The sequence below is a fragment of the Agrobacterium rubi TR3 = NBRC 13261 genome (assembly GCF_000739935.1).
Classification (GTDB): Bacteria; Pseudomonadota; Alphaproteobacteria; order Rhizobiales; family Rhizobiaceae; genus Agrobacterium; species Agrobacterium rubi.
The window spans coordinates 66833-86332 of record NZ_BBJU01000016.1; the positions used below are offsets into that span (position 1 = coordinate 66833).

Consider the following 19500-nt stretch of genomic DNA (forward strand, 5'->3'; position numbering starts at 1 on the left):
CGAAATGACTGAATTGTCGGATGTCACAGCGCCTGCGGCAGCCAGATCGTGAACACCGTGCCCAAACCAAGAGTGCTCTTGACGCTGATCTCCCCACCTTGTCGCGCGATCAGCATCTGGCTGACCGATAGCCCAAGGCCCGTGCCTTCCTGCTGTTTGGTGGTGAAGAAAGGATCGAAAATGCGCTCCACGACATCTTCGCTCATACCGACGCCGGTATCCGCCACGCTGATTGCCACGCCGCGAGACCCATGCCGCTCTTCATCGTGGCTTGCAAGCGTCACCGTTCCGCCTTGCGGCATGGCGTGGGCGGCATTGACGATGAGGTTGACCAGAACCTGCTGCAACTCCGTTCGGTTCATTGCCAAAAGTCCGCTCGCCTCGTCGTTTCTGACAACGTCGATGCCTGCGCGGGTCAGCACGTGTTTGACGAGTGGCATGCAATCGGAAATCACCGTCTCGGGGCTTTGGCGCTCCACATAACCGGCAAACTCTTCCGGTCGTGCAAATTGTAGCAGCTTGCCAACGATCCGGCTGATACGATCCACCTGCTCGTCGATCAGATTGAACTCCGTTCTGGCAACATCCGCCGTCTCGCCGAGCATGGCCCGCGCCACCTCAAGATTGCCCTGAATGACGGCAATGGGATTGTTGATTTCATGGGCCACACCGGCGGTGATCTCGCCGATGGTCGCCAGTTTTTCGGACATGACGAGCTGCTTGGTGGTGGCTTCGATACGCAGATTGGCGAGTTGCAGTTCCTGCGTCCGTTCTTCGACACGCACATTCAGCTCTTCGTTCCAGGCCCGAAGCTCGCCCTCACGCTGCTGGAGCCGCTCAAGCAAGCCATCGAGATGCACGGCGACCTGTCCGATTTCATCGCCGGTGGGCGGCAGGCCTGTGCGCGCACCCAGATCGCCATCATCGACCTTCGAGATGGTCTGCGTCATCCGCTCCAGCGGCTTGAAGATGCCGCGTGCCCAGCGCAGAAAAACCGGAATGCTGAGGATCGTTATCCCTAAAAAGGCGGCGATGACGGAACCCAGCGTCTCATATTTGGCGCGCGCAAACGGCGCTTCCAGAAAGCCGACATAGAGCATGCCGACGCGCTTGCCGTAACTATCGACCAAGGGTTCGTAAGCCGAAATGTACCAGTCATTGACGACGAAAGCGCTGTCCAGCCACACTTTACCGGCACCCAGAACGGCCGAATGAACCGCTTCCGATACCCGTGTCCCCAAGGCCCGCCGGTTTTCGAACAGGCGAACATTCGTGCTGATGCGCACGTCATCCATAAACAGTGTCGCCGTCCCCCGGCTGCCTTCCGGCAGACTGGCGTCCCGATAGACCAGATCGTTGATCGTATCGATAAAATCGAGGTTCTGATTGAGCAGCCTGCCGCCAACCAGCGCCAGGGCTTGACCGCCGGGCAAACGCAAAGGGCTTGCAGCATGGATCATCATCCCGCGTGTTTCAAATCGACGTCCTTCCTCCTTGGCACCCGGTGTCGATACAAGCTCGATACGTGCCCGCTCCGCCAGCGATGGGGACAGTGCCGCCAGATCCTGCTCCGAGAACACATCCATGGCGTAGGATGCTGTGCCGGACAGCGCCGTTGTCCGAACCGGCCAATCCACACGGGTCTTACGCGCATCCGTTCCTGCACTGGCAGACACGTTGCCATCGCGATCAACGACGAACAAAAAGTCGAGGCCGAGCTTTTCGCGATTTTCCTCGAGAAATTCAGCAAACGGGGCTGGATCACCCGCCGCAACGATGTCTCGCAGCCGCGCAGAATCCGTGATCCCTTCAAGCCGTTCGCCGGTGTTTTCCAAAATGGTTGCGAGATATTGGCGCGCGACGGTCAGGTCGCTGTTCACCTTGGTGATCAGCAGCGCATCGAATTTGCCGCTCCAGCGCACCATGGTCACGCCCAACAACAATGGCAGGATGACGAGTGTCGGCAAAAGCGCAATCGCCAGTAACCGGAACCGAACCGACTTCAAGGCATCGCAAAAGGTCGAAATAGCGGATGTTTCAGCCATGCCAGGACGACATCTTGCGATCAATCGTCTTTCGGGAAATGCCCAGCCGTCGCGCCGCCTCGTCCCTGTTTCCCGACACGTCGCTCAGTACAGCGAGAATATGCCGCCTCTCGACATCCTCGAGTGTGCCGGACGCCACTGCGGCAGGGGCACCGCCACGCAAATCCATCGGGAAGCGCCCGAGAATGAGACTGCGTTCGATGAAGTTGCGCAGTTCCCGGACATTGCCGGGCCAATGATAAGCCAGCAGCATGGCCCGCACGGCATCATCGATGACAACCGGCGGCATACCGAGCTGTTGCGAGAGCTTGTGCATGAAGAGGTCCGTCAACTCCACCACGTCGCGTTCACGGTCTCTCAGCGGCGCGAGATAGATTTCCATGACATTGATGCGGTAGAAGAGATCGGCGCGGAAACGCCCCTTCTCCACGTCCGCTGCCAAATCCGCATTGGTGGCAAAGATGAAGCGGATATCGATCGGCACTTCCCGCTCTGCACCCACGGGACGGACTTTGCGGTCCTCGATTACACGCAACAGCTTGCTTTGCAGGGCAATCGGCATCTCACCGATTTCATCCAGAAACAGCGTTCCACCCTGGGCATGCAGGAACAGTCCCTCGCGACGGCTTTCGGCGCCGGTGAATGCACCCTTCACATGGCCGAACAGTTCCGTTTCCAGCATATCCGCAGGAATAGCCGCGCAGTTGATCGGCACGAAAGGCTTGCCGGCACGGTCTGAAAGTTCATGGATGGAATGCGCCAGAACTTCCTTGCCCGTCCCGGATTCCCCCGTCAGCAAGACGGAGGTCGGAAGCGGTGCCACGCGGCTGATCATATCGCGGGTCTGTTGAATGGTGGCGGAGCTGCCCACCAGACGATCACGCAGAAACAGATGATCGGACGCGTTTTTCAGCTGGTATTTCAGTGCGGAGTTTTCTCGCTGCAAATTGGATCGGTCCAGTGCGCGCGATATGGCATTGAGAATCTGGTTAGACCGGAATGGCTTCAACACGAAATCCGCAGCACCCGCCCGAATGGCCTGAATGGCCGTATCGAGATCGGCATAGGCCGTCATCAAAATCGCGTCCGCATAAAAGCCGATGGCTCTTTGTTCGGCCAGCCATTCCAGTCCGGTTTTCTTGGGCATGATATTGTCGAGAATGACGATATCGAAATGGCGCTCATCCAGTTTCCTGGTCGCTTCGGCTGTATCTCCCGCCTCGTCCACAAAGGCGCATCGGGTCTCCAGTGTCCGCATCAGGAAATTGCGCATGCCCGGCTCGTCATCGATGATGAGAATGGACGCTTTGGCAAGCCAAGGACCGAAATCGGTTTCCGGTGCTGCTGCCCGTGTTTTTGAGATCAGGTCATGCTGCATGGTGCTCTCCGGTTGCCGCCATCGCCAAACGGTCCGTCAGATTGTGTGCATGGAGATTGCCGCGTTCCGGCGCGACGTCATCGGTCGCGCCACATCAAAGCAATGTTGGATTGACGAATATCAAAGCTGCAACGGAAAGCAAAATGAATGATGCCGTTAATCGCCCAATTCGGTTGTAAGCCCGTTTATCGTGATACGGTCGGGGCGCGTGAATATTTCGAGATCCTCACCACGAACAAGCGCAACCAGTGTCATCCCGGCCTTCTCGGCAGTTTCGATGGCAAGCGCTGTGGGCGCGGAGACTGCCGCCAGAATGGGACTGCCGAGGATCGCCGCCTTCTGCACCATTTCCACCGAGATACGGCTGGTGACGACGACTGCACCGGCTGCACCTGAATTTCCGTTGCGAAGCACGGCGCCAGCAAGCTTGTCCAGCGCATTGTGCCGCCCGACATCCTCGCGCGCTGCAATCAAGCCTTTTTCGCGACTGAAAAAACCAGCGCCATGCACGCCGCGCGTCTGCCGAAAGATCGGTTGCGCCTGATGAAGCGCATCCATCGCGGCAACAAGATCATCAGCGCTCAAAGCAAGCTGCACCGTTGAGACGTCAGGGATTGGGCGCACGGCCTGCTCTATGGATTCGATACCGCACAATCCGCATCCGACCGGGCCAGCCATATGACGCCTGCGAAGCCGCAACGCATCCGCCTGCTCGTCAAACAGCGTGATCTGCACATCATAGCCCTGCTCCGTATGGACCACCTCGATGGCTTCGATTTGCGATGGCTCGATGATGATCCCTTCCGTCAGGCTGAAGCCGACGGCAAAATCTTCGAGATCGACCGGTGATGCCATCATCACGGCATGGGTAGAGCCACCATAGGAAAACGCGACCGGAACCTCTTCGGGAACATCACGCTGTCCAACGGTCACCAGACCGTCGCGACGGGAGATGCGCTTGACCGCGCGATATGCTGGCGTCATCGACATGATAAACCTCCGAGTAATTCCCGCGTCCCAAATACAAAAAGCGGCCCATGAGGCCGCTTCAAGTGTCCGCTTTGTGGGCAGTCGTTCTTTAAGAACCCGCCCGGTGCTTTCAAGCGGCGACGAGAACCTCATGCAGGTTCGTCAATTCATAGAGATGCTTCTCGAGCTTGGTCAGATGCTCATGATGATGATTGCCATCTTCGATTTCCGACCGGGCAGCATCGATCCGCTTCTGCAAATCGTCAGGCGTGATATCGTCGGCAGCCGTTGCGGATTCGGCCAGAAGCGTACAACCGCTTTGAACGATGTCTGCGAAACCACCAAAGACGACATATTTGTGCGTCTCGCCGGATGCGAACTTCACCGTCACGAGACCTGGCTTGATCGTGGTCATGACAGGCGCGTGGTTCGGCAGGATCGTCATCTCGCCGAGCGTAGCCGGAATGACAACTTCAGTGACCGTCTCGGAAACAAGCAGGCGCTCCGGAGAAACAAGTTCGAATTTGAAACTGTCGGCCATGGCTATTCACTTCTTTTTCGTTGCGCGACGGACAAAGGCGCGTGCAAAAACCACGCGCCTTCTTTTCGATATTAGGCGACTTCAGCAGCCATCTTCTTGGCCTTTTCGACGGCTTCTTCCATCGAACCAACCATGTAGAAAGCAGCTTCAGGCAGGTGATCGTACTCGCCGTTGACGAGACCCTTGAAGCCCTTGATCGTGTCTTCAAGAGCAACCAGCTTGCCTGGGGCGCCGGTGAAGATTTCAGCGACGAAGAACGGCTGCGACAGGAAGCGTTCGATCTTACGAGCGCGCGCAACGGCCAGACGGTCTTCTTCAGACAGTTCGTCCATACCGAGGATGGCGATGATGTCCTGGAGAGCCTTGTAGCGCTGCAAGGTCATCTGAACCTTACGGGCAACTTCATAGTGCTCTTCGCCAACGATCATCGGGTCAAGCATGCGCGACGTTGAGTCGAGCGGGTCAACAGCCGGGTAAATACCCTTTTCAGCGATCGAACGCGACAGAACCGTCGTTGCGTCCAAGTGGGCGAACGATGTTGCTGGTGCAGGGTCGGTCAAGTCGTCGGCAGGCACGTAGATTGCTTGAACCGAGGTGATCGAACCCTTGGTCGTGGTGGTGATGCGTTCCTGCATCTGGCCCATGTCAGTTGCCAGCGTTGGCTGATAACCCACAGCGGAAGGAATACGGCCCAAGAGAGCCGACACTTCGGAACCAGCCTGCGTGAAGCGGAAGATGTTGTCCACGAAGAACAGAACGTCCTGGCCCTTGTCGCGGAAGTCTTCCGCGATGGTCAGACCCGTCAGGGCAACGCGGGCACGCGCGCCTGGTGGTTCGTTCATCTGACCGTAAACGAGCGCAGCCTTGGAGCCTTCGCCGCCGCCCAGCTTGTTCACGCCGGATTCGATCATTTCGTGGTAAAGGTCGTTGCCTTCGCGGGTACGTTCACCCACGCCAGCAAACACCGAGTAACCACCGTGCGCCTTGGCAACGTTGTTGATCAGTTCCATGATCAGAACGGTCTTGCCAACGCCGGCGCCGCCGAACAGGCCGATCTTACCGCCCTTGGCGTAAGGAGCGAGAAGGTCGACGACCTTGATGCCGGTGACCAGAATCTGGCCGTCTGTGGACTGCTCGACGTAGGAAGGTGCTTCCTGGTGGATGGCGCGCATGCCGGAGGTGACCAACGGGCCTGCTTCGTCAACCGGCTCGCCGATGACGTTCATGATACGGCCGAGCGTCTCAGGACCAACGGGGACGGTGATCGGAGCGCCCGTGTCACGAACGGCCTGACCGCGAACCAGACCTTCGGTCGAGTCCATGGCGATTGTACGCACGACATTTTCGCCGAGGTGCTGCGCAACTTCGAGAACCAGACGGTTGCCGTTATTGTCAGTTTCAATCGCGTTGAGGATCGCAGGCAGGTCGCCTTCGAACGCCACGTCGACAACAGCGCCGATAACCTGCGTAACCTTGCCGGTCGCGCCAGTGATCGCTGCGGTTTTCTTTGGGGTAGCTGCCTTAGCCATTATCCTTACCCTCTTTCCTTAACCTCAGAGCGCTTCCGCGCCCGAAATGATTTCAATCAGTTCCTTGGTGATCTGAGCCTGGCGCTGACGGTTATAGGAAAGCGTCAGCTTGTTGATCATTTCACCGGCGTTGCGCGTGGCGTTGTCCATCGCGCTCATCTTGGCACCCATTTCGCCAGCCACGTTTTCGAGCAGAGCCCGGAAAACCTGAACCGAAATGTTGCGCGGAATAAGGTCTTCCAGAATGGAAGCCGCATCCGGCTCGTATTCGTAAATCGCCGTCGTTGCAGACTGCTCGACCTCGACCGCAGGTGCCGCAGCAGGAATAAGCTGCAGGCCCGTCGGGATCTGGCTGATGACCGACTTGAACTCGGAATAGATCAGCGTGCAGACATCGAACTCACCGGCGTTGAAACGCGCGATGATCTTCTTGGCGATACCGTCGGCGTTCTCGAAACCCACCCGCTTCACGTCACGCAATTCGATGCGCTCGATGATGTTGGACGAGAATTCGCGACGCAGGCTATCGTAGCCTTTTTTGCCGACAGTCATGATTTTGACCGTCTTGCCTTCTGTAATCAGCTTGCGGGCACGATCACGGGCAAAACGGGAAATCTGCGCATTGAAACCACCGCAAAGACCACGGTCAGCCGTGCAGACGACGAGCAGATGCACGTCGTCCTTGCCCGTACCGGTCATCAGAACCGGAGCAACGTCTGCCTCTACCGCCTGAGCGATGTTGGCAAGAACGGCACCCATGCGCTGCGAGTAAGGCCGGGCGGCCTCCGCAGCTTCCTGGGCGCGCCGAAGCTTCGCCGCGGCGACCATTTTCATCGCCTTGGTAATCTTCTGCGTCGCCTTTACGGAGGCTATGCGGTTTTTCAGATCCTTTAGTGAAGGCATCCGTTATCCGTCCCAGTCACGAGGCTAATCAGGAGAAAGACTTGGCGAAGTTCTCAAGAGCAGTCTTCAACTTGCCCTTGGTGTCATCGCTAACAGCCTTTTCCGTGCGGATGGTGTCGAGAATGTCCTTGCCTTCGGAACGAAGGTAAGACAGCAGACCCTGCTCGAACTTGCTGATATCAGCAACAGCGACCTTATCCAGGTAACCGTTAACACCAGCGAAGATCACGGCAACCTGTTCTTCCGTCTTGAGCGGGGAGAACTGTGGCTGCTTGAGCAATTCGGTCAGACGTGCACCACGGTTCAGCAGGCGCTGTGTGGAGGCATCGAGGTCGGAACCGAACTGGGCGAATGCTGCCATTTCACGATACTGGGCAAGCTCACCCTTGATCGAACCGGCAACCTGCTTCATGGCCTTGATCTGAGCGGCAGAACCAACGCGAGACACCGACAGACCGACGTTAACAGCCGGACGGATACCCTGATAGAACAGGTCGGTTTCAAGGAATATCTGGCCGTCGGTGATCGAGATCACGTTGGTCGGAATGAACGCAGAAACGTCGTTACCCTGCGTTTCGATGACAGGCAGAGCCGTCAGCGAACCATTGCCAGCATCGTCGCCCATCTTGGCGGCGCGCTCGAGCAGACGGGAATGCAGGTAGAAAACGTCGCCAGGATAAGCTTCGCGGCCCGGAGGACGACGCAGAAGAAGCGACATCTGACGGTAGGCAACAGCCTGCTTGGAAAGGTCATCGTAACCGATCAGCGCATGCATGCCGTTATCACGGAAATATTCGCCCATCGCGCAACCAGCAAACGGTGCCAGATACTGCATTGGAGCAGGATCGGAAGCCGTTGCAGCAACGATGATCGAATATTGAAGAGCGCCACGCTCTTCCAGAACCTTCACGAACTGGGCAACCGTCGAACGCTTCTGGCCGATAGCGACGTAAACGCAATACAGCTTTTCAGAGTCAGGGCCGTTATCGTGAATGGCCTTCTGGTTCAGGATGGTGTCGAGAATGATCGCGGTCTTGCCGGTCTGGCGGTCGCCGATGACAAGTTCGCGCTGGCCGCGACCAACCGGGATCAGAGCGTCGATAGCCTTGAGGCCGGTCGACATCGGTTCATGAACCGACTTGCGCGGGATGATGCCGGGTGCCTTGACGTCAACACGCGAACGGCGCGTTGCGTTGATCGGACCCTTGCCGTCGATCGGGTTGCCGAGAGCATCGACCACACGGCCGAGAAGCTCTGGCCCAACAGGAACGTCAACGATGGCGCCGGTCCGCTTGACGGTGTCGCCTTCCTTGATGTCACGGTCAGAACCGAAAATAACAACACCGACGTTGTCGTTTTCGAGGTTGAGGGCCATGCCGCGAATGCCGCCTGGGAACTCGACCATTTCACCGGCCTGAACATTGTCGAGGCCGTAAACGCGGGCAATACCGTCACCGACGGAAAGCACCTGGCCGACTTCCGAGACTTCTGCCTCGTTGCCGAAATTTTTGATCTGGTCTTTTAGAATTGCGGAAATTTCCGCGGCGCGGATATCCATCAGCCAACCTCTTTCAGTGCAAGCTTAAGGGTGGAAAGTTTGGTGCGAAGAGACGTATCGGTCTGGCGCGAACCAACCTTGACGATGAGACCGCCAAGAATGGATGGATCGATGGTCAGAACGACCTTCACATCCTTACCAGTAACGCTCTTCAGCGCCGCCTTCAGTTCAGTTTCCTGCGCTTCGTCCAGCGCATGGGCCGAGGTAACCTCGGCAGTAATCTCACCGCGATGAGCGGCAACGAATTCACGATAGGCAACGACCATGCCGGGAACGGCAAACAGACGGCGATTGCCAGCAACGACCTTCAGAAAGTTTGCGGTGAGGCCAGTGATACCAGCCTTCTCTGCAATGGCGGAAATCGCATTGGTCTGCTCTTTCGCCGAAAAGACGGGGCTCGCAACCAGGCGCTTCAGATCGTCGCTTTCGTCCAGCAATCCCTGAAACTTATCGAGGTCGGCACCAACCGCGTCAATGACACCCGCTTCCAAGGCAAGCTCGAAAAGCGACGACGCATACCTTTCCGCTACACCGGATGTTCCATGGGAGGTATCTGCCACGCGCACTCTTTCCCTGCTAATCGTCCAAGAAGACGGGGCCGATTGTTCAGCTTTCCAAATTCTTGAAATCGTTTCAATTTCCCCGAAAAAGGCCGGAATTCCCCCCTGCCTTATCTCGATTTCGCGGTCCGTCTAGCATAGGATGCCGGGACTCGCAACACGCGTAGTAACGGAAACTGTCTTTTGGGCAAGAGGGATGGCGTTAAATTTTCCGACATCACCCAAGAAAGACGACGGTGACGGGCAATTTTGCCCCCAACAGCCTCTCAGACCCATCCAAAAACGTACAGGAGCGGAAGTGCGGCAAGCATTAAATGCACAACCATAAGTAGGCAATTTCGTACAGTTGCGCCTCCATCCGACAGAATCGAGAGGAGCGCGCCGAAGACGGCGATGGCAAAGGATATCCCGAACGCAAGGTACACCATCGGCTGCGCCAGAAGCAGGGCACTTACCCCGAAGCCCAGATAGAACCCGGCAAGCGATGAGCGCAGCAGCACCAGACCATCACGGCGTTCCGTCAGATAGTTCAGACCGAACAGCCGAAACGTCAGCCCCGGTGCAAACATGATGACAAGCCCGATGATGGCGGAAACGGCAGCGGCCGAAAAGGCCAGTTGTTCGCCAAACTCTGTCGGAAAATAAAATTCCATATGATCGTCCCCAAATCAGTATTCCCCTGCCGCCTTATGGCATGGCGCAGAGATCATCGAAAGAAGGTCAGAGAAAACTTTGTGGATCGATATCGACCTGCACATGGATCGATCCGCGCTCCTTCGGCCCGCTGCCCAGCATGGCCCGCATGAAGGACTGCATGTCCGAATTGCGTTTGCCGTGGACGAGCAAGCGGAACCGGTAACGCCCGCGGATCAATGCAAGCGGTGCTTCGGCCGGGCCAAGCAGCATGATACCGGAGGCAGGAGGGGCTGACGCCCGCAAACCACGCGCATGCGTTTCGGCCTCTGCCCGCGTGTCGGCGGAAATGATGACCGATGCCAACCGCCCGAACGGCGGCAGCAAGGCTTTTTCCCGCTCGATAACTTCCCGCTCGTAAAAGGCGGCAGCATCGCCAGACACGATGGCCTGCATGACCGGATGTTGCGGCTGATAGGTCTGCAACAGGCCGTGGCTCTTCAGGCCCGTTCGTCCCGCACGTCCTGTGACCTGCGACAAAAGCTGGAACGTCCGCTCCGCCGCGCGCGGATCACCATTGGCCAAACCGATGTCCGCATCAACGATACCCACCAGCGTCATCAGCGGAAAGTTATGCCCTTTCGCCACGAGCTGCGTACCGATGACGATATCCGCCTCACCTTTGACGATGGCCTCCAGCTCCAACCGCAACCGCTTGACGCCCATCAGGTCAGAGGACAGCACGATGGTGCGCGCCTCGGGAAAATGTTTCTCCACCTCCTCGGCAATGCGCTCCACGCCGGGACCGCAGGCCGCCAGATGATCGAAGGTGCCGCATTCCGGGCAATGATCCGGCGTCGGTTGGTTGTGACCGCACTGGTGGCACTGCAACTGGCTGCGAAAGCGGTGCTCCACCAACCAGCTGGAACATTGCGGGCACTGAAAGCGGTGACCGCAAACGCGGCATAGCGTCAGCGGGGCATAACCACGCCGGTTGAGAAACAGCAGCGATTGCTCGCCCTTATCCATGGTCTTGGCAATGCCACGCAGCAAGACAGGCGACAAGAAGCCGCCTCTCTCCGGCGGATGGCGGCGCATATCGACCAGATGCAGGTCCGGCATCGCCGCATCGCCAAAACGCGTGTGCAGATGAATGGTGTTGTAACGGCCAGACGTGCCGTTCACCTGGCTTTCGACAGATGGCGTGGCTGACACGAGCACGACCGGAAAATCCGCGATCCGCGCCCGAACAACCGCCATATCACGGGCATTATAATAGACACGATCTTCCTGCTTGTAAGCCGGGTCGTGCTCCTCATCGACAATGATCAGGCCGAGATTATCGAAGGGCAGGAAGAGCGCAGACCGTGCACCGGCAACGACACGCACCTCGCCCGTCACCGTCTGACGCCAGACTTTTTCACGCATGCGTGGCGAAAGATCGGAATGCCATTCGGCTGGCTTGGAGCCGAAGCGATCCTGAAAACGATCCAGAAATGACGCTGTCAGCGCGATTTCCGGCAGCAGGATCAGCACCTGTTTGCCCTGCCGCAAGGTCTCGGCCACAGCCTCGAAATAGACTTCCGTCTTGCCGGAGCCGGTGACGCCGTCGATCAGAGAGACCGCAAAGCCACCCTTCTTCACATCTTCCAGAATTTCAGATGCGGCCTGCTTTTGCGGACCTTCAAGACGGGGCTCAGTATAGTCAGGGTCAGGCTCGGCCACCACGGCGGGGGCAGGCAGGAAGACGCTTTCGAAAATCCCCTGCTTGGCGAGACCCTCGATGACGCTTGTAGAGACACCGGCGGCATTGGCAAGCCCACTCTTGGTCCAGGCGTGCCCTTCTGCGGCAAGCTCCAACACCCGTTCGCGCGCAGGCGTCAGCCGTTCAGGGCGCGCTTCCGTCAGCCGCAAACCTTCGATCATCGGTTCGGGATCGAAAGCCGCAGGCGCACGCAGCGCCATGCGCGCCACAAGACCGGGTGGCGACAGCGTATAGGCTGCCACCCAATCGATGAAACGGCGCATTTCCTCGCGCATCGGCGGGCAATCGAAGGTTTTCGTAATGGGCCGAAGCTTGTTCGGATCGACGGTCGAGCCATCGCTTTTATCCCAGACCACCCCAATGACCTGCCGTGGACCCAAGGGCACCTGCACCACCGAACCCGGCTCGACCACCATGTCTTGCGGCACCGCGTAACTATACGGTCCCGGTGCCGGCAAAGGGACCAGAACGGGCACAGCCGAAACAGGCTCAGACGAAGCGGGCTTGCGCTGATCAAACAGCGCCCCGAACAGATCGGTCGAATCTTTTGCCATGATGCTGGCGACAATGCCCTCTGGAATCGGGAAAGGGAACCTTTAGCGGAGACGAGCCTGCCATGTCATCTGCATTTTAACCAAATGCAGATGACACATGCCTTAGGATCGAACGGAAACAATGGGACAAGCGCCTTGGATGATATCCTCACCTTTGCCGATCAGGACCTTTTGAACGAACGGCAGCTGTGGCTGTCTTCGCTCGAAAGTGAACGGCGGCTGGCGGAAAATACGCTGGAGGCCTATGAGCGCGATACCAGACAATATCTGATGTTCATGACCGGCTATCTCGGGCATCCCACACGCATCAAGGATGTCAGCAATCTGCGTCCAGTCGATCTGCGTGCCTTTCTGGCCGCGCGCCGTAAGCACGGCGACGGCGCCCGGTCGCTCGGTCGCCATCTCGCCGGCCTCCGGTCTTTCCTGCGCCATCTGGAAAAGAAAGGGCTGGTCAACGCCGCCGGCGCAACCGCCATGCGCTCACCCAAACAGCCGAAATCACTGCCCAAACCGCTGACGGACCGCCAGGCGCTGAAAATTACAACGGCGGACGCGCAACTGTCCGAGGAGCCATGGATCGCAGCCCGTAATGCCGCTGTACTTGCCCTGCTCTATGGCTGCGGCTTGCGCATTTCAGAAGCGCTGGATTTGACGGCATCAGACCTGACCACGGGCACCCGCAGCCTGCGCGTCACCGGCAAGGGCAACAAGATGCGGATCGTTCCGCTCCTTCCCGTCGTTCTGGAAGCCGTCGATGCCTACCGTACACTTTGCCCCTACCACTTGGCCCCAGACGATCCCGTGTTTCTCGGCGCGCGCGGCGGCAAGCTTCAACCGGCCATCATTCAGCGGGAAATGCAGAAATTGCGCGGCGCGTTCGGCCTGCCTGACAATGCAACGCCGCATGCGCTTCGCCATTCCTTCGCCACCCACCTGCTGGCAGGCGGTGGTGATCTTCGTACCATTCAGGAACTGCTTGGCCATGCCAGCCTGTCCACCACACAAATCTACACTGGCGTCGATACCGCAAGGCTGCTCGAAATCTACGATAACGCCCATCCACGCGCATGAAGGTGGGGCTTTCCAGCGATGCTTAAAAAGAACCAAGCACTAACGATTTATTAACCACAGACGTTAACCGTCCATGCAAAACCCCGCTCTTATAAGCGATGGCAGGAAACGGGGGTGATTCGATGATTGTTCTTTCCAGACCGCAAAACATGACATCACTTTTGATGGGCCGCGTCGGTGACACGCTGCTTTGGCTGTTTGCATCCGTGCATGTGGTCGCCATCGCCGTTCTCGTGCTGACCCTCCTGTCGCTCTCCGAAGCGCAGGCAGCCGAGCCATCCGTTGCCTGTGCGGGCAGCGATATTCTGACGGATATGCAAAAGAACGACACCGCCCGCTATGACGCGATCATTGCCGAAGCCAAGGCAATCCCGAATGGCAAGGGCACGTTCTGGAAAATCGAGAAGGCTGGCGCAGAACCCTCCTGGCTGCTCGGCACCATGCATATTTCCGATCCCCGCGTACTGGCCATGCCGGAAGGTGCCAAGGCCGCCTTCGACAAGGCAGCGACCGTCATCGTCGAATCGGATGAAATCACCAGTCAGCAGCAGGCAACCGTAAAGCTGCTTGCACAGCCGGAATTGACGATGTTCACCGATGGAAAATCCATCACCGACATGCTGTCGAAGGACGATATCGCAAAGCTCGAGGCCGGTCTGAAAGAACGCGGCATTCCCTTGAACGCCGTTTTGAAAATGAAACCGTGGATCTTGTCGAGTTTCGTTGCGCTGCCCGCATGCGAATTTGCCCGCAAGGCACGCGGCGCCAGCTTTCTGGATATGAAACTTGCCAATGACGCATTGGCTGGCGGCAAGCAGTTGGTGGGTCTCGAAACCCTTCTGGAGCAGATGAAGGCGCTGTCCGATCTGCCCATGTCCTTCCACGTTCAGTCGCTGATCGACATGCTGCAACTGGGTGACCGCATGGAAGACGTCATGGCGACAATGATCGACCTCTACCTCAAAGGTGAGGTAGGCATGATCATGCCGATGATGAAAAACATCGATGCCAATATCGGCGAGCGCCAGGATGGCTACGATGCCTTCGAACAGCGCATCATCGATGACCGCAACCACGTCATGGCCGATGGCGCTGGACCGCATTTGGAAAAAGGCAATGTCTTCATGGCAGTCGGCGCGTTGCACCTGCCCGGCAAGGTCGGCATCGTCGAACTTCTGCGTGCCAAGGGTTTTACGCTGAAAGCTGTTCATTGAGACAGAGAAACGCCCTAACCCACTGTAAAATTAGAAAATTCTAAATCTAAAGATTCGCGCGGCATGCAACTTTCTCGCGCGCAATTCATTCCCCGTTCCGATGGAACACGCTGCGTTCTGGACACAGTATTTCGTGAGGGGAACAGATATGGCTGAGGAGCAACCGCCCGCCCAAAAACGCGTGGGCTTGACCGAGGGTGTCAATAAACCGGTTTTCATATGGTCTGTCGCGCTGACACTGGCCTTCGTTATTGCTGGCGTGGTCGTTCCGGAAGGGTCCGCAGCATTCTTCAGTTCGGTACAATCCTGGATCGTTACCGAGCTTGGCTGGATCTATCTCCTATCCGTCGCCGTCTTTCTCATCTTCATGCTGTATCTGGGTTTTTCCAGCCACGGCAAAATCAAGCTGGGGCCCAATCATTCAGAGCCGGACTATAGTTACGGCGCATGGTTCTCCATGCTGTTTGCCGCTGGCATGGGCATCGGGCTGGTCTTTTTCGGCGTAGCGGAGCCGGTCAAGCATTTCACCGCACCACCAACCGGTGATCCCGCCACCATAGAAGCCGCCCGCACGGCCATGGAAATCAGCTATTTCCATTGGGGTCTGCACGCCTGGGCCGTTTATGCCGTCATTGGCCTGTCGCTCGCTTATTTCTCGTTCCGTCACGGTCTGCCGTTGACTATGCGTTCGGCGCTTTATCCGCTGATTGGTGATCGCATCTACGGGCCGATCGGCAATGCCGTCGATATCTTTGCCGTCATCGGCACGCTCTTCGGTGTCGCCACGTCCCTTGGCCTCGGCGTGCTCCAAGTCAATGCTGGCTTCAACCATGTTCTCGGCTGGCCGATCAGCTTCTGGATACAGCTGCCGTTGATCGTCGTCATCACCGGTATGGCAACCGTCTCCGTCGCGACCGGTCTCGACAAGGGCATCAAGTTTCTATCGAATCTGAACATGCTGATGGCTGTTGCCCTGATGCTGTTCGTCTTCGTCATGGGTCCAACGACATTCCTTCTGCGAGCCTTCGTGCAGAACCTCGGTGCCTATCTCGACCAGTTCGTTCTGCGCACCTTCTACATGTATGCCTATGCGCCCGATAAGGGACCGAGCGAGTGGCTGGGTGACTGGACGTTGTTCTATTGGGGCTGGTGGATCGCATGGTCGCCTTTCGTCGGCATGTTCATCGCCCGCATTTCGCGCGGTCGCACCATCCGCGAATTCATCGCAGGTGTTCTGCTCGTTCCAGCCGGTTTCAGCTTCGCCTGGATGACGGTCTTTGGCGACACGGCCCTGTCCATGCACCTGACGGGCGCGACGACAGCCGTATCTGAAGCGGTCGCCAACGATGTCACTCTCGCTCTCTTCGTGTTCCTGGAGCAGTTTCCATTCGGCGTTTACGTCTCGTGGTTTGCCATGGCGCTGATCGTGTTCTTCTTCGTCACAGGTGCGGACTCCTCAGCGCTTGTCATCGATACGCTGACATCGGGCGGACGCGAGGATGGACCCACCGCGCGTCGCGTATTCTGGGCAATCGTCTCTGGTGTCATCGGTGCCATCCTGCTCTCGACCGGTGGACTGGATGCCCTGCAAACCGCCTCCATTGCCGGTGCCCTGCCCTTCACTTTCGTCATGCTGTTGATGTGCTGGGGCCTTTGGAAGGGACTGCAAAAAGAAGGCCTGCGCCAGAATGCCTTGGTGCAGAGTCTGCGGCCACGCCAATCGGCAAGCTGGCAGCGACAGTTGCAGGGCATTCTCAACCACCCCGGCAAGGCCGAAACCGAGCGCTTCCTGCAGGAAACCGCAACACCTGCATTGGAAGCCGTGGCGCTTGAGCTTGAGAAGCGCTCCCTCACGTCGCAGTTGGACAACAATGATGACAGGCTGAAGCTGACCGTTACGCCGGGAGAAGCGGAGGAGTTCATCTACGGCATCCGCATGCGCCGTTATGAGACGCCTGGGTATAGCTTCTTCGAAAGCCAATCCAGCCGCAAGAAAGCCGAGTATTATTACCGGGCAGAAGTCTTCCTGTCGGATGGCGGGCAGGATTACGACGTGATGGGCTTTACGAAAGAAGAGCTCATTCAGGACGTGCTCCTGCAATATGACAGGCACTTCCAATATCTTCACGCTATCAGAACGTAATACGGCGCGCAAAAAGCACGCATAAAAAAGGCCGCAGTCCGTGGAGACTGCGGCCTTTTTGTTGGCTTGAAAGCTTACATGTGTATCGGCTTGAAGAAGGTGGCGAGTGCCGCTTCCTTCACCGCTTCCGACATGGTCGGGTGTGCATGGCAGGTACGACCCAGATCTTCCGACGAGCCGCCGAATTCCATCAGCACGGAAACTTCCTGGATCAACTCGCCAGCGCCGAAGCCGAGGATGTGACCGCCGAGAACCTTGTCGGTTTCCTTGTCAGCCAGAATTTTCACGAAACCGTCCGTGACCTGCATGGCGCGGGCGCGACCATTGGCCGTGAAGGGGAATTTGCCAACCTTGTAGGCGATGCCCGCAGCCTTCAGTTCCTCTTCCGTCTTGCCGACAGAAGCGACTTCCGGCTGAGTGTAGACGACGCCAGGGATGACATCATAATTCACATGGCCGTGCTGACCGGCAAGAATTTCCGCTAGCGCAACGCCTTCGTCCTCAGCCTTATGTGCCAGCATCGGGCCCTTGACCACGTCGCCGATGGCGTAAATCCCTTCGACATTGGTCTTGTAGTGACCGTCGATCTCGACGCGGCCACGGCTATCCAGCACAACGCCAGCTTCCGCCAGACCGAGACCCTCAGTGAAAGGCTTACGACCGGTGGAAATCAGCACGACACTGGCGTCGAGCGTTTCAGCCGCACCGCCCTTGACCGGCTCGAACGTAACCTTGGCGCCATCACCAGCCTTTCCGACGGCGGTGACCTTGGCGCCCAGCTTGAAATCAATGCCCTGCTTGGCAAACAGACGCTGCGCTTGCTTGGAAAGCTCGCCGTCCATGCCAGCGAGAATATTGTCGAGATATTCAACGACCGTGACCTTGGCGCCCAAACGCGCCCAAACCGAGCCGAGCTCGAGGCCGATGACACCGCCACCAACGACGATCATCTTTTCTGGAACCTTCGTCAGCGCAATGCCGCCCGTGGAGGAGACAATGACCTGCTCATCGATATCGACCTGCACGCCCGGAATACCCGCGATATCGGAACCGGTCGCAATGACGATGTTCTTGGCTTCGATTTCCTGAACCTCACCCGCATCGTTGGTGACGGACACCTTGCCGGCAGACACGATCTTGCCGAGACCCTGGAAGGTGTCGACCTTGTTTTTCTTGAAGAGGAAGGAAACGCCATCGACATTGGCCTTCACGACACCGTCCTTATGCGCCATCATCTTGTCGAGGTTGAGCGTCGGCGCAGCAACTTCAATACCAAGGCTATCGACGCCATGGGCCACATGCGCGAAAACTTCCGATGCGTGCAGCAGCGCCTTGGATGGAATGCAGCCGACGTTGAGGCAGGTACCGCCATAGGTCGCCCGCTTCTCGACAACGGCGACCTTCAAGCCAAGCTGTGCCGCCTTGATCGCGCAAACATATCCGCCAGGGCCTGTGCCGATTACAACTACATCATATGCCATGTGTTCGTTCCTGATAGATTGGGGGCAGCAACGTGAGCCGCCCTACTTTCGTTTGACCTGAAAAATCAGGCCGACTTTTCCGTTGCCAGTTTGATACCGAGCGCGATGAACACGACGCCGCTGGTCCGGTCGATCCATTGGCTGGCGCGGGCAAAGGCTGCGCGCATGCGCGGCGTCGTCATGAACATGCTGACACCGACGAACCAGAGGATGAGGCAGCTTGCCATGACGAAGCCGTAGCCGAATTTGATCGGAACTGGCGTGTGCGCATGCACCACCGTCGAGAAGATCGACAAGAAGAAAAAGACCGGCTTCGGGTTGAGCGCATTGGCAGCAAAACCGAGCGTGAAGGCTTTTAAACCTGACTGGCTTTTCTGCTGCACGACATCAACGCCATCGGCCTCTGGCATCTCCATCTTGCCAGCCCGCAAAGCCTTGATGCCGATATAGATCAGATAGGCAACGCCGAGCCATTTGACGATGTTGAAGAGATAGATGGATTGCGAGATGATCAGCCCGAGCCCTAGGATCGTGTAGGTCACATGGAACATCAAAGACGTTCCGACTCCAAAGCTCGTGATGATGGCTTGGCGGCGTCCGTGCAAAAGAGCCTGCCGCATCACCATCGCCAAATCGGCACCCGGTGAAATGATCCCGAAAAAGAAGATTGCCATCAAGGATGCAAGTTCGATCAGATATTGGTGCATCAATCTGCCTCCTAGAACAGCAAGACGAAGAGCATGAGCAAGAGCCCGATCATGGAGCCGACCCAGACCAGCGACCGGATATAGGGGATGCCTGCCAGATAGAGCGGAATGTAGACGATGCGGCAGACAATCCAAATCCATGCGCCAATTAACGCAAGGCCAACCGGGTCACCCGCCATGATGACGCCAAACGCCAAGGCGATAAAGGCGACATAGGTTTCGAGAAAATTCGAGGCTGCACGCTCAGCGCGGCCAGCGAGTTTGCCTTGCACTTTTTTGCCATCGTCACGCGGACCGGCATTCCAGCTGCTACCAAGCTCTTTCGTTGCGATCATGGCCTGCAGCGCGATATGCACCATAAGAATGAGCACACTGACCCCTATGAGGGGCAGAAACGGTGATGCGGCGAGGAAAGTGGGTTGCACAAGCAAGCTCCTGAGACAATTTCA

Annotated in this window: 16 protein-coding genes; 3 read left to right on the plus strand and 13 right to left on the minus strand. The window is 57.6% G+C overall.

Annotated features, from left to right (window positions below; translation table 11 throughout):
- Positions 1-23: 23 nt before the first annotated feature.
- From RRU01S_RS13700 to RRU01S_RS13745, 10 genes are all read right to left on the minus strand, one after another.
- The gene (locus RRU01S_RS13700) at positions 24-2045 is read right to left on the minus strand and encodes a sensor histidine kinase (protein WP_045230838.1); all 2022 of its coding nucleotides are present in this window, start codon (positions 2043-2045) and stop codon (positions 24-26) included.
- Complete coding sequence (locus RRU01S_RS13705; RefSeq protein WP_045230839.1) at positions 2038-3423, minus strand: sigma-54-dependent transcriptional regulator; 1386 nt, start codon at positions 3421-3423, stop codon at positions 2038-2040. The genes RRU01S_RS13700 and RRU01S_RS13705 overlap by 8 nt, the downstream gene beginning before the upstream one ends.
- Before the next feature lie 156 nt (positions 3424-3579).
- Complete coding sequence (gene fdhD, locus RRU01S_RS13710) at positions 3580-4413, minus strand: formate dehydrogenase accessory sulfurtransferase FdhD (RefSeq protein ID WP_045230840.1); 834 nt, start codon at positions 4411-4413, stop codon at positions 3580-3582.
- A 109-nt stretch (positions 4414-4522) separates the two neighbouring features.
- Positions 4523-4933 carry a F0F1 ATP synthase subunit epsilon gene (locus RRU01S_RS13715; protein ID WP_045230841.1) on the minus strand — a complete coding sequence of 137 codons (411 nt, stop codon included), beginning with the start codon at positions 4931-4933 and terminating at the stop codon, positions 4523-4525.
- A gap of 71 nt (positions 4934-5004) precedes the next feature.
- Positions 5005-6462: a F0F1 ATP synthase subunit beta gene (atpD, locus tag RRU01S_RS13720; protein WP_045230842.1), complete on the minus strand. Its 1458-nt coding sequence runs from the start codon at positions 6460-6462 to the stop codon at positions 5005-5007.
- Between the two features lie 24 nt (positions 6463-6486).
- Positions 6487-7365: a F0F1 ATP synthase subunit gamma gene (locus RRU01S_RS13725; RefSeq protein WP_045230843.1), complete on the minus strand. Its 879-nt coding sequence runs from the start codon at positions 7363-7365 to the stop codon at positions 6487-6489.
- Between the two features lie 28 nt (positions 7366-7393).
- Positions 7394-8923, minus strand: a complete 1530-nt coding sequence (atpA, locus tag RRU01S_RS13730; protein WP_045230844.1) for a F0F1 ATP synthase subunit alpha — start codon at positions 8921-8923, stop codon at positions 7394-7396.
- Complete coding sequence (locus RRU01S_RS13735) at positions 8923-9489, minus strand: F0F1 ATP synthase subunit delta (protein ID WP_174003203.1); 567 nt, start codon at positions 9487-9489, stop codon at positions 8923-8925. The genes atpA and RRU01S_RS13735 overlap by 1 nt, the downstream gene beginning before the upstream one ends.
- 260 nt (positions 9490-9749) lie before the next feature.
- A complete protein-coding gene (locus RRU01S_RS13740; RefSeq protein ID WP_045230845.1) occupies positions 9750-10136 on the minus strand; it encodes an AGROH133_08824 family phage infection protein in 387 nt (128 codons plus the stop codon).
- Positions 10137-10203: 67 nt separating this feature from the next.
- Positions 10204-12435, minus strand: a complete 2232-nt coding sequence (locus RRU01S_RS13745) for a primosomal protein N' (RefSeq protein WP_045230846.1) — start codon at positions 12433-12435, stop codon at positions 10204-10206.
- Positions 12436-12525: 90 nt separating this feature from the next.
- Here RRU01S_RS13745 and RRU01S_RS13750 point away from each other — a divergent pair, with 90 nt between their 5' ends.
- From RRU01S_RS13750 to RRU01S_RS13760, 3 genes are all read left to right on the plus strand, one after another.
- A complete protein-coding gene (locus tag RRU01S_RS13750; protein WP_108722648.1) occupies positions 12526-13506 on the plus strand; it encodes a tyrosine recombinase XerC in 981 nt (326 codons plus the stop codon).
- A gap of 149 nt (positions 13507-13655) precedes the next feature.
- On the plus strand, positions 13656-14720 hold the full coding sequence (locus tag RRU01S_RS13755) for a TraB/GumN family protein (protein WP_045230940.1): 1065 nt from the start codon (positions 13656-13658) through the stop codon (positions 14718-14720).
- Between the two features lie 148 nt (positions 14721-14868).
- Positions 14869-16863, plus strand: coding sequence for a BCCT family transporter (locus RRU01S_RS13760; protein WP_045230847.1), 1995 nt, complete (start codon positions 14869-14871; stop codon positions 16861-16863).
- A gap of 74 nt (positions 16864-16937) precedes the next feature.
- Here the strand turns inward: RRU01S_RS13760 and lpdA are convergent, their stop codons facing one another.
- The 3 genes from lpdA to RRU01S_RS13775 all read right to left on the minus strand — a co-directional run bounded on the left by lpdA (position 16938) and on the right by RRU01S_RS13775 (position 19476).
- The gene (gene lpdA / locus RRU01S_RS13765; RefSeq protein ID WP_045230848.1) at positions 16938-18344 is read right to left on the minus strand and encodes a dihydrolipoyl dehydrogenase; all 1407 of its coding nucleotides are present in this window, start codon (positions 18342-18344) and stop codon (positions 16938-16940) included.
- 65 nt (positions 18345-18409) lie between these two features.
- Complete coding sequence (locus tag RRU01S_RS13770; RefSeq protein WP_045230849.1) at positions 18410-19051, minus strand: LysE family translocator; 642 nt, start codon at positions 19049-19051, stop codon at positions 18410-18412.
- Positions 19052-19062: 11 nt separating this feature from the next.
- Positions 19063-19476, minus strand: a complete 414-nt coding sequence (locus tag RRU01S_RS13775; protein ID WP_045230941.1) for an MAPEG family protein — start codon at positions 19474-19476, stop codon at positions 19063-19065.
- Positions 19477-19500: the final 24 nt, after the last annotated feature.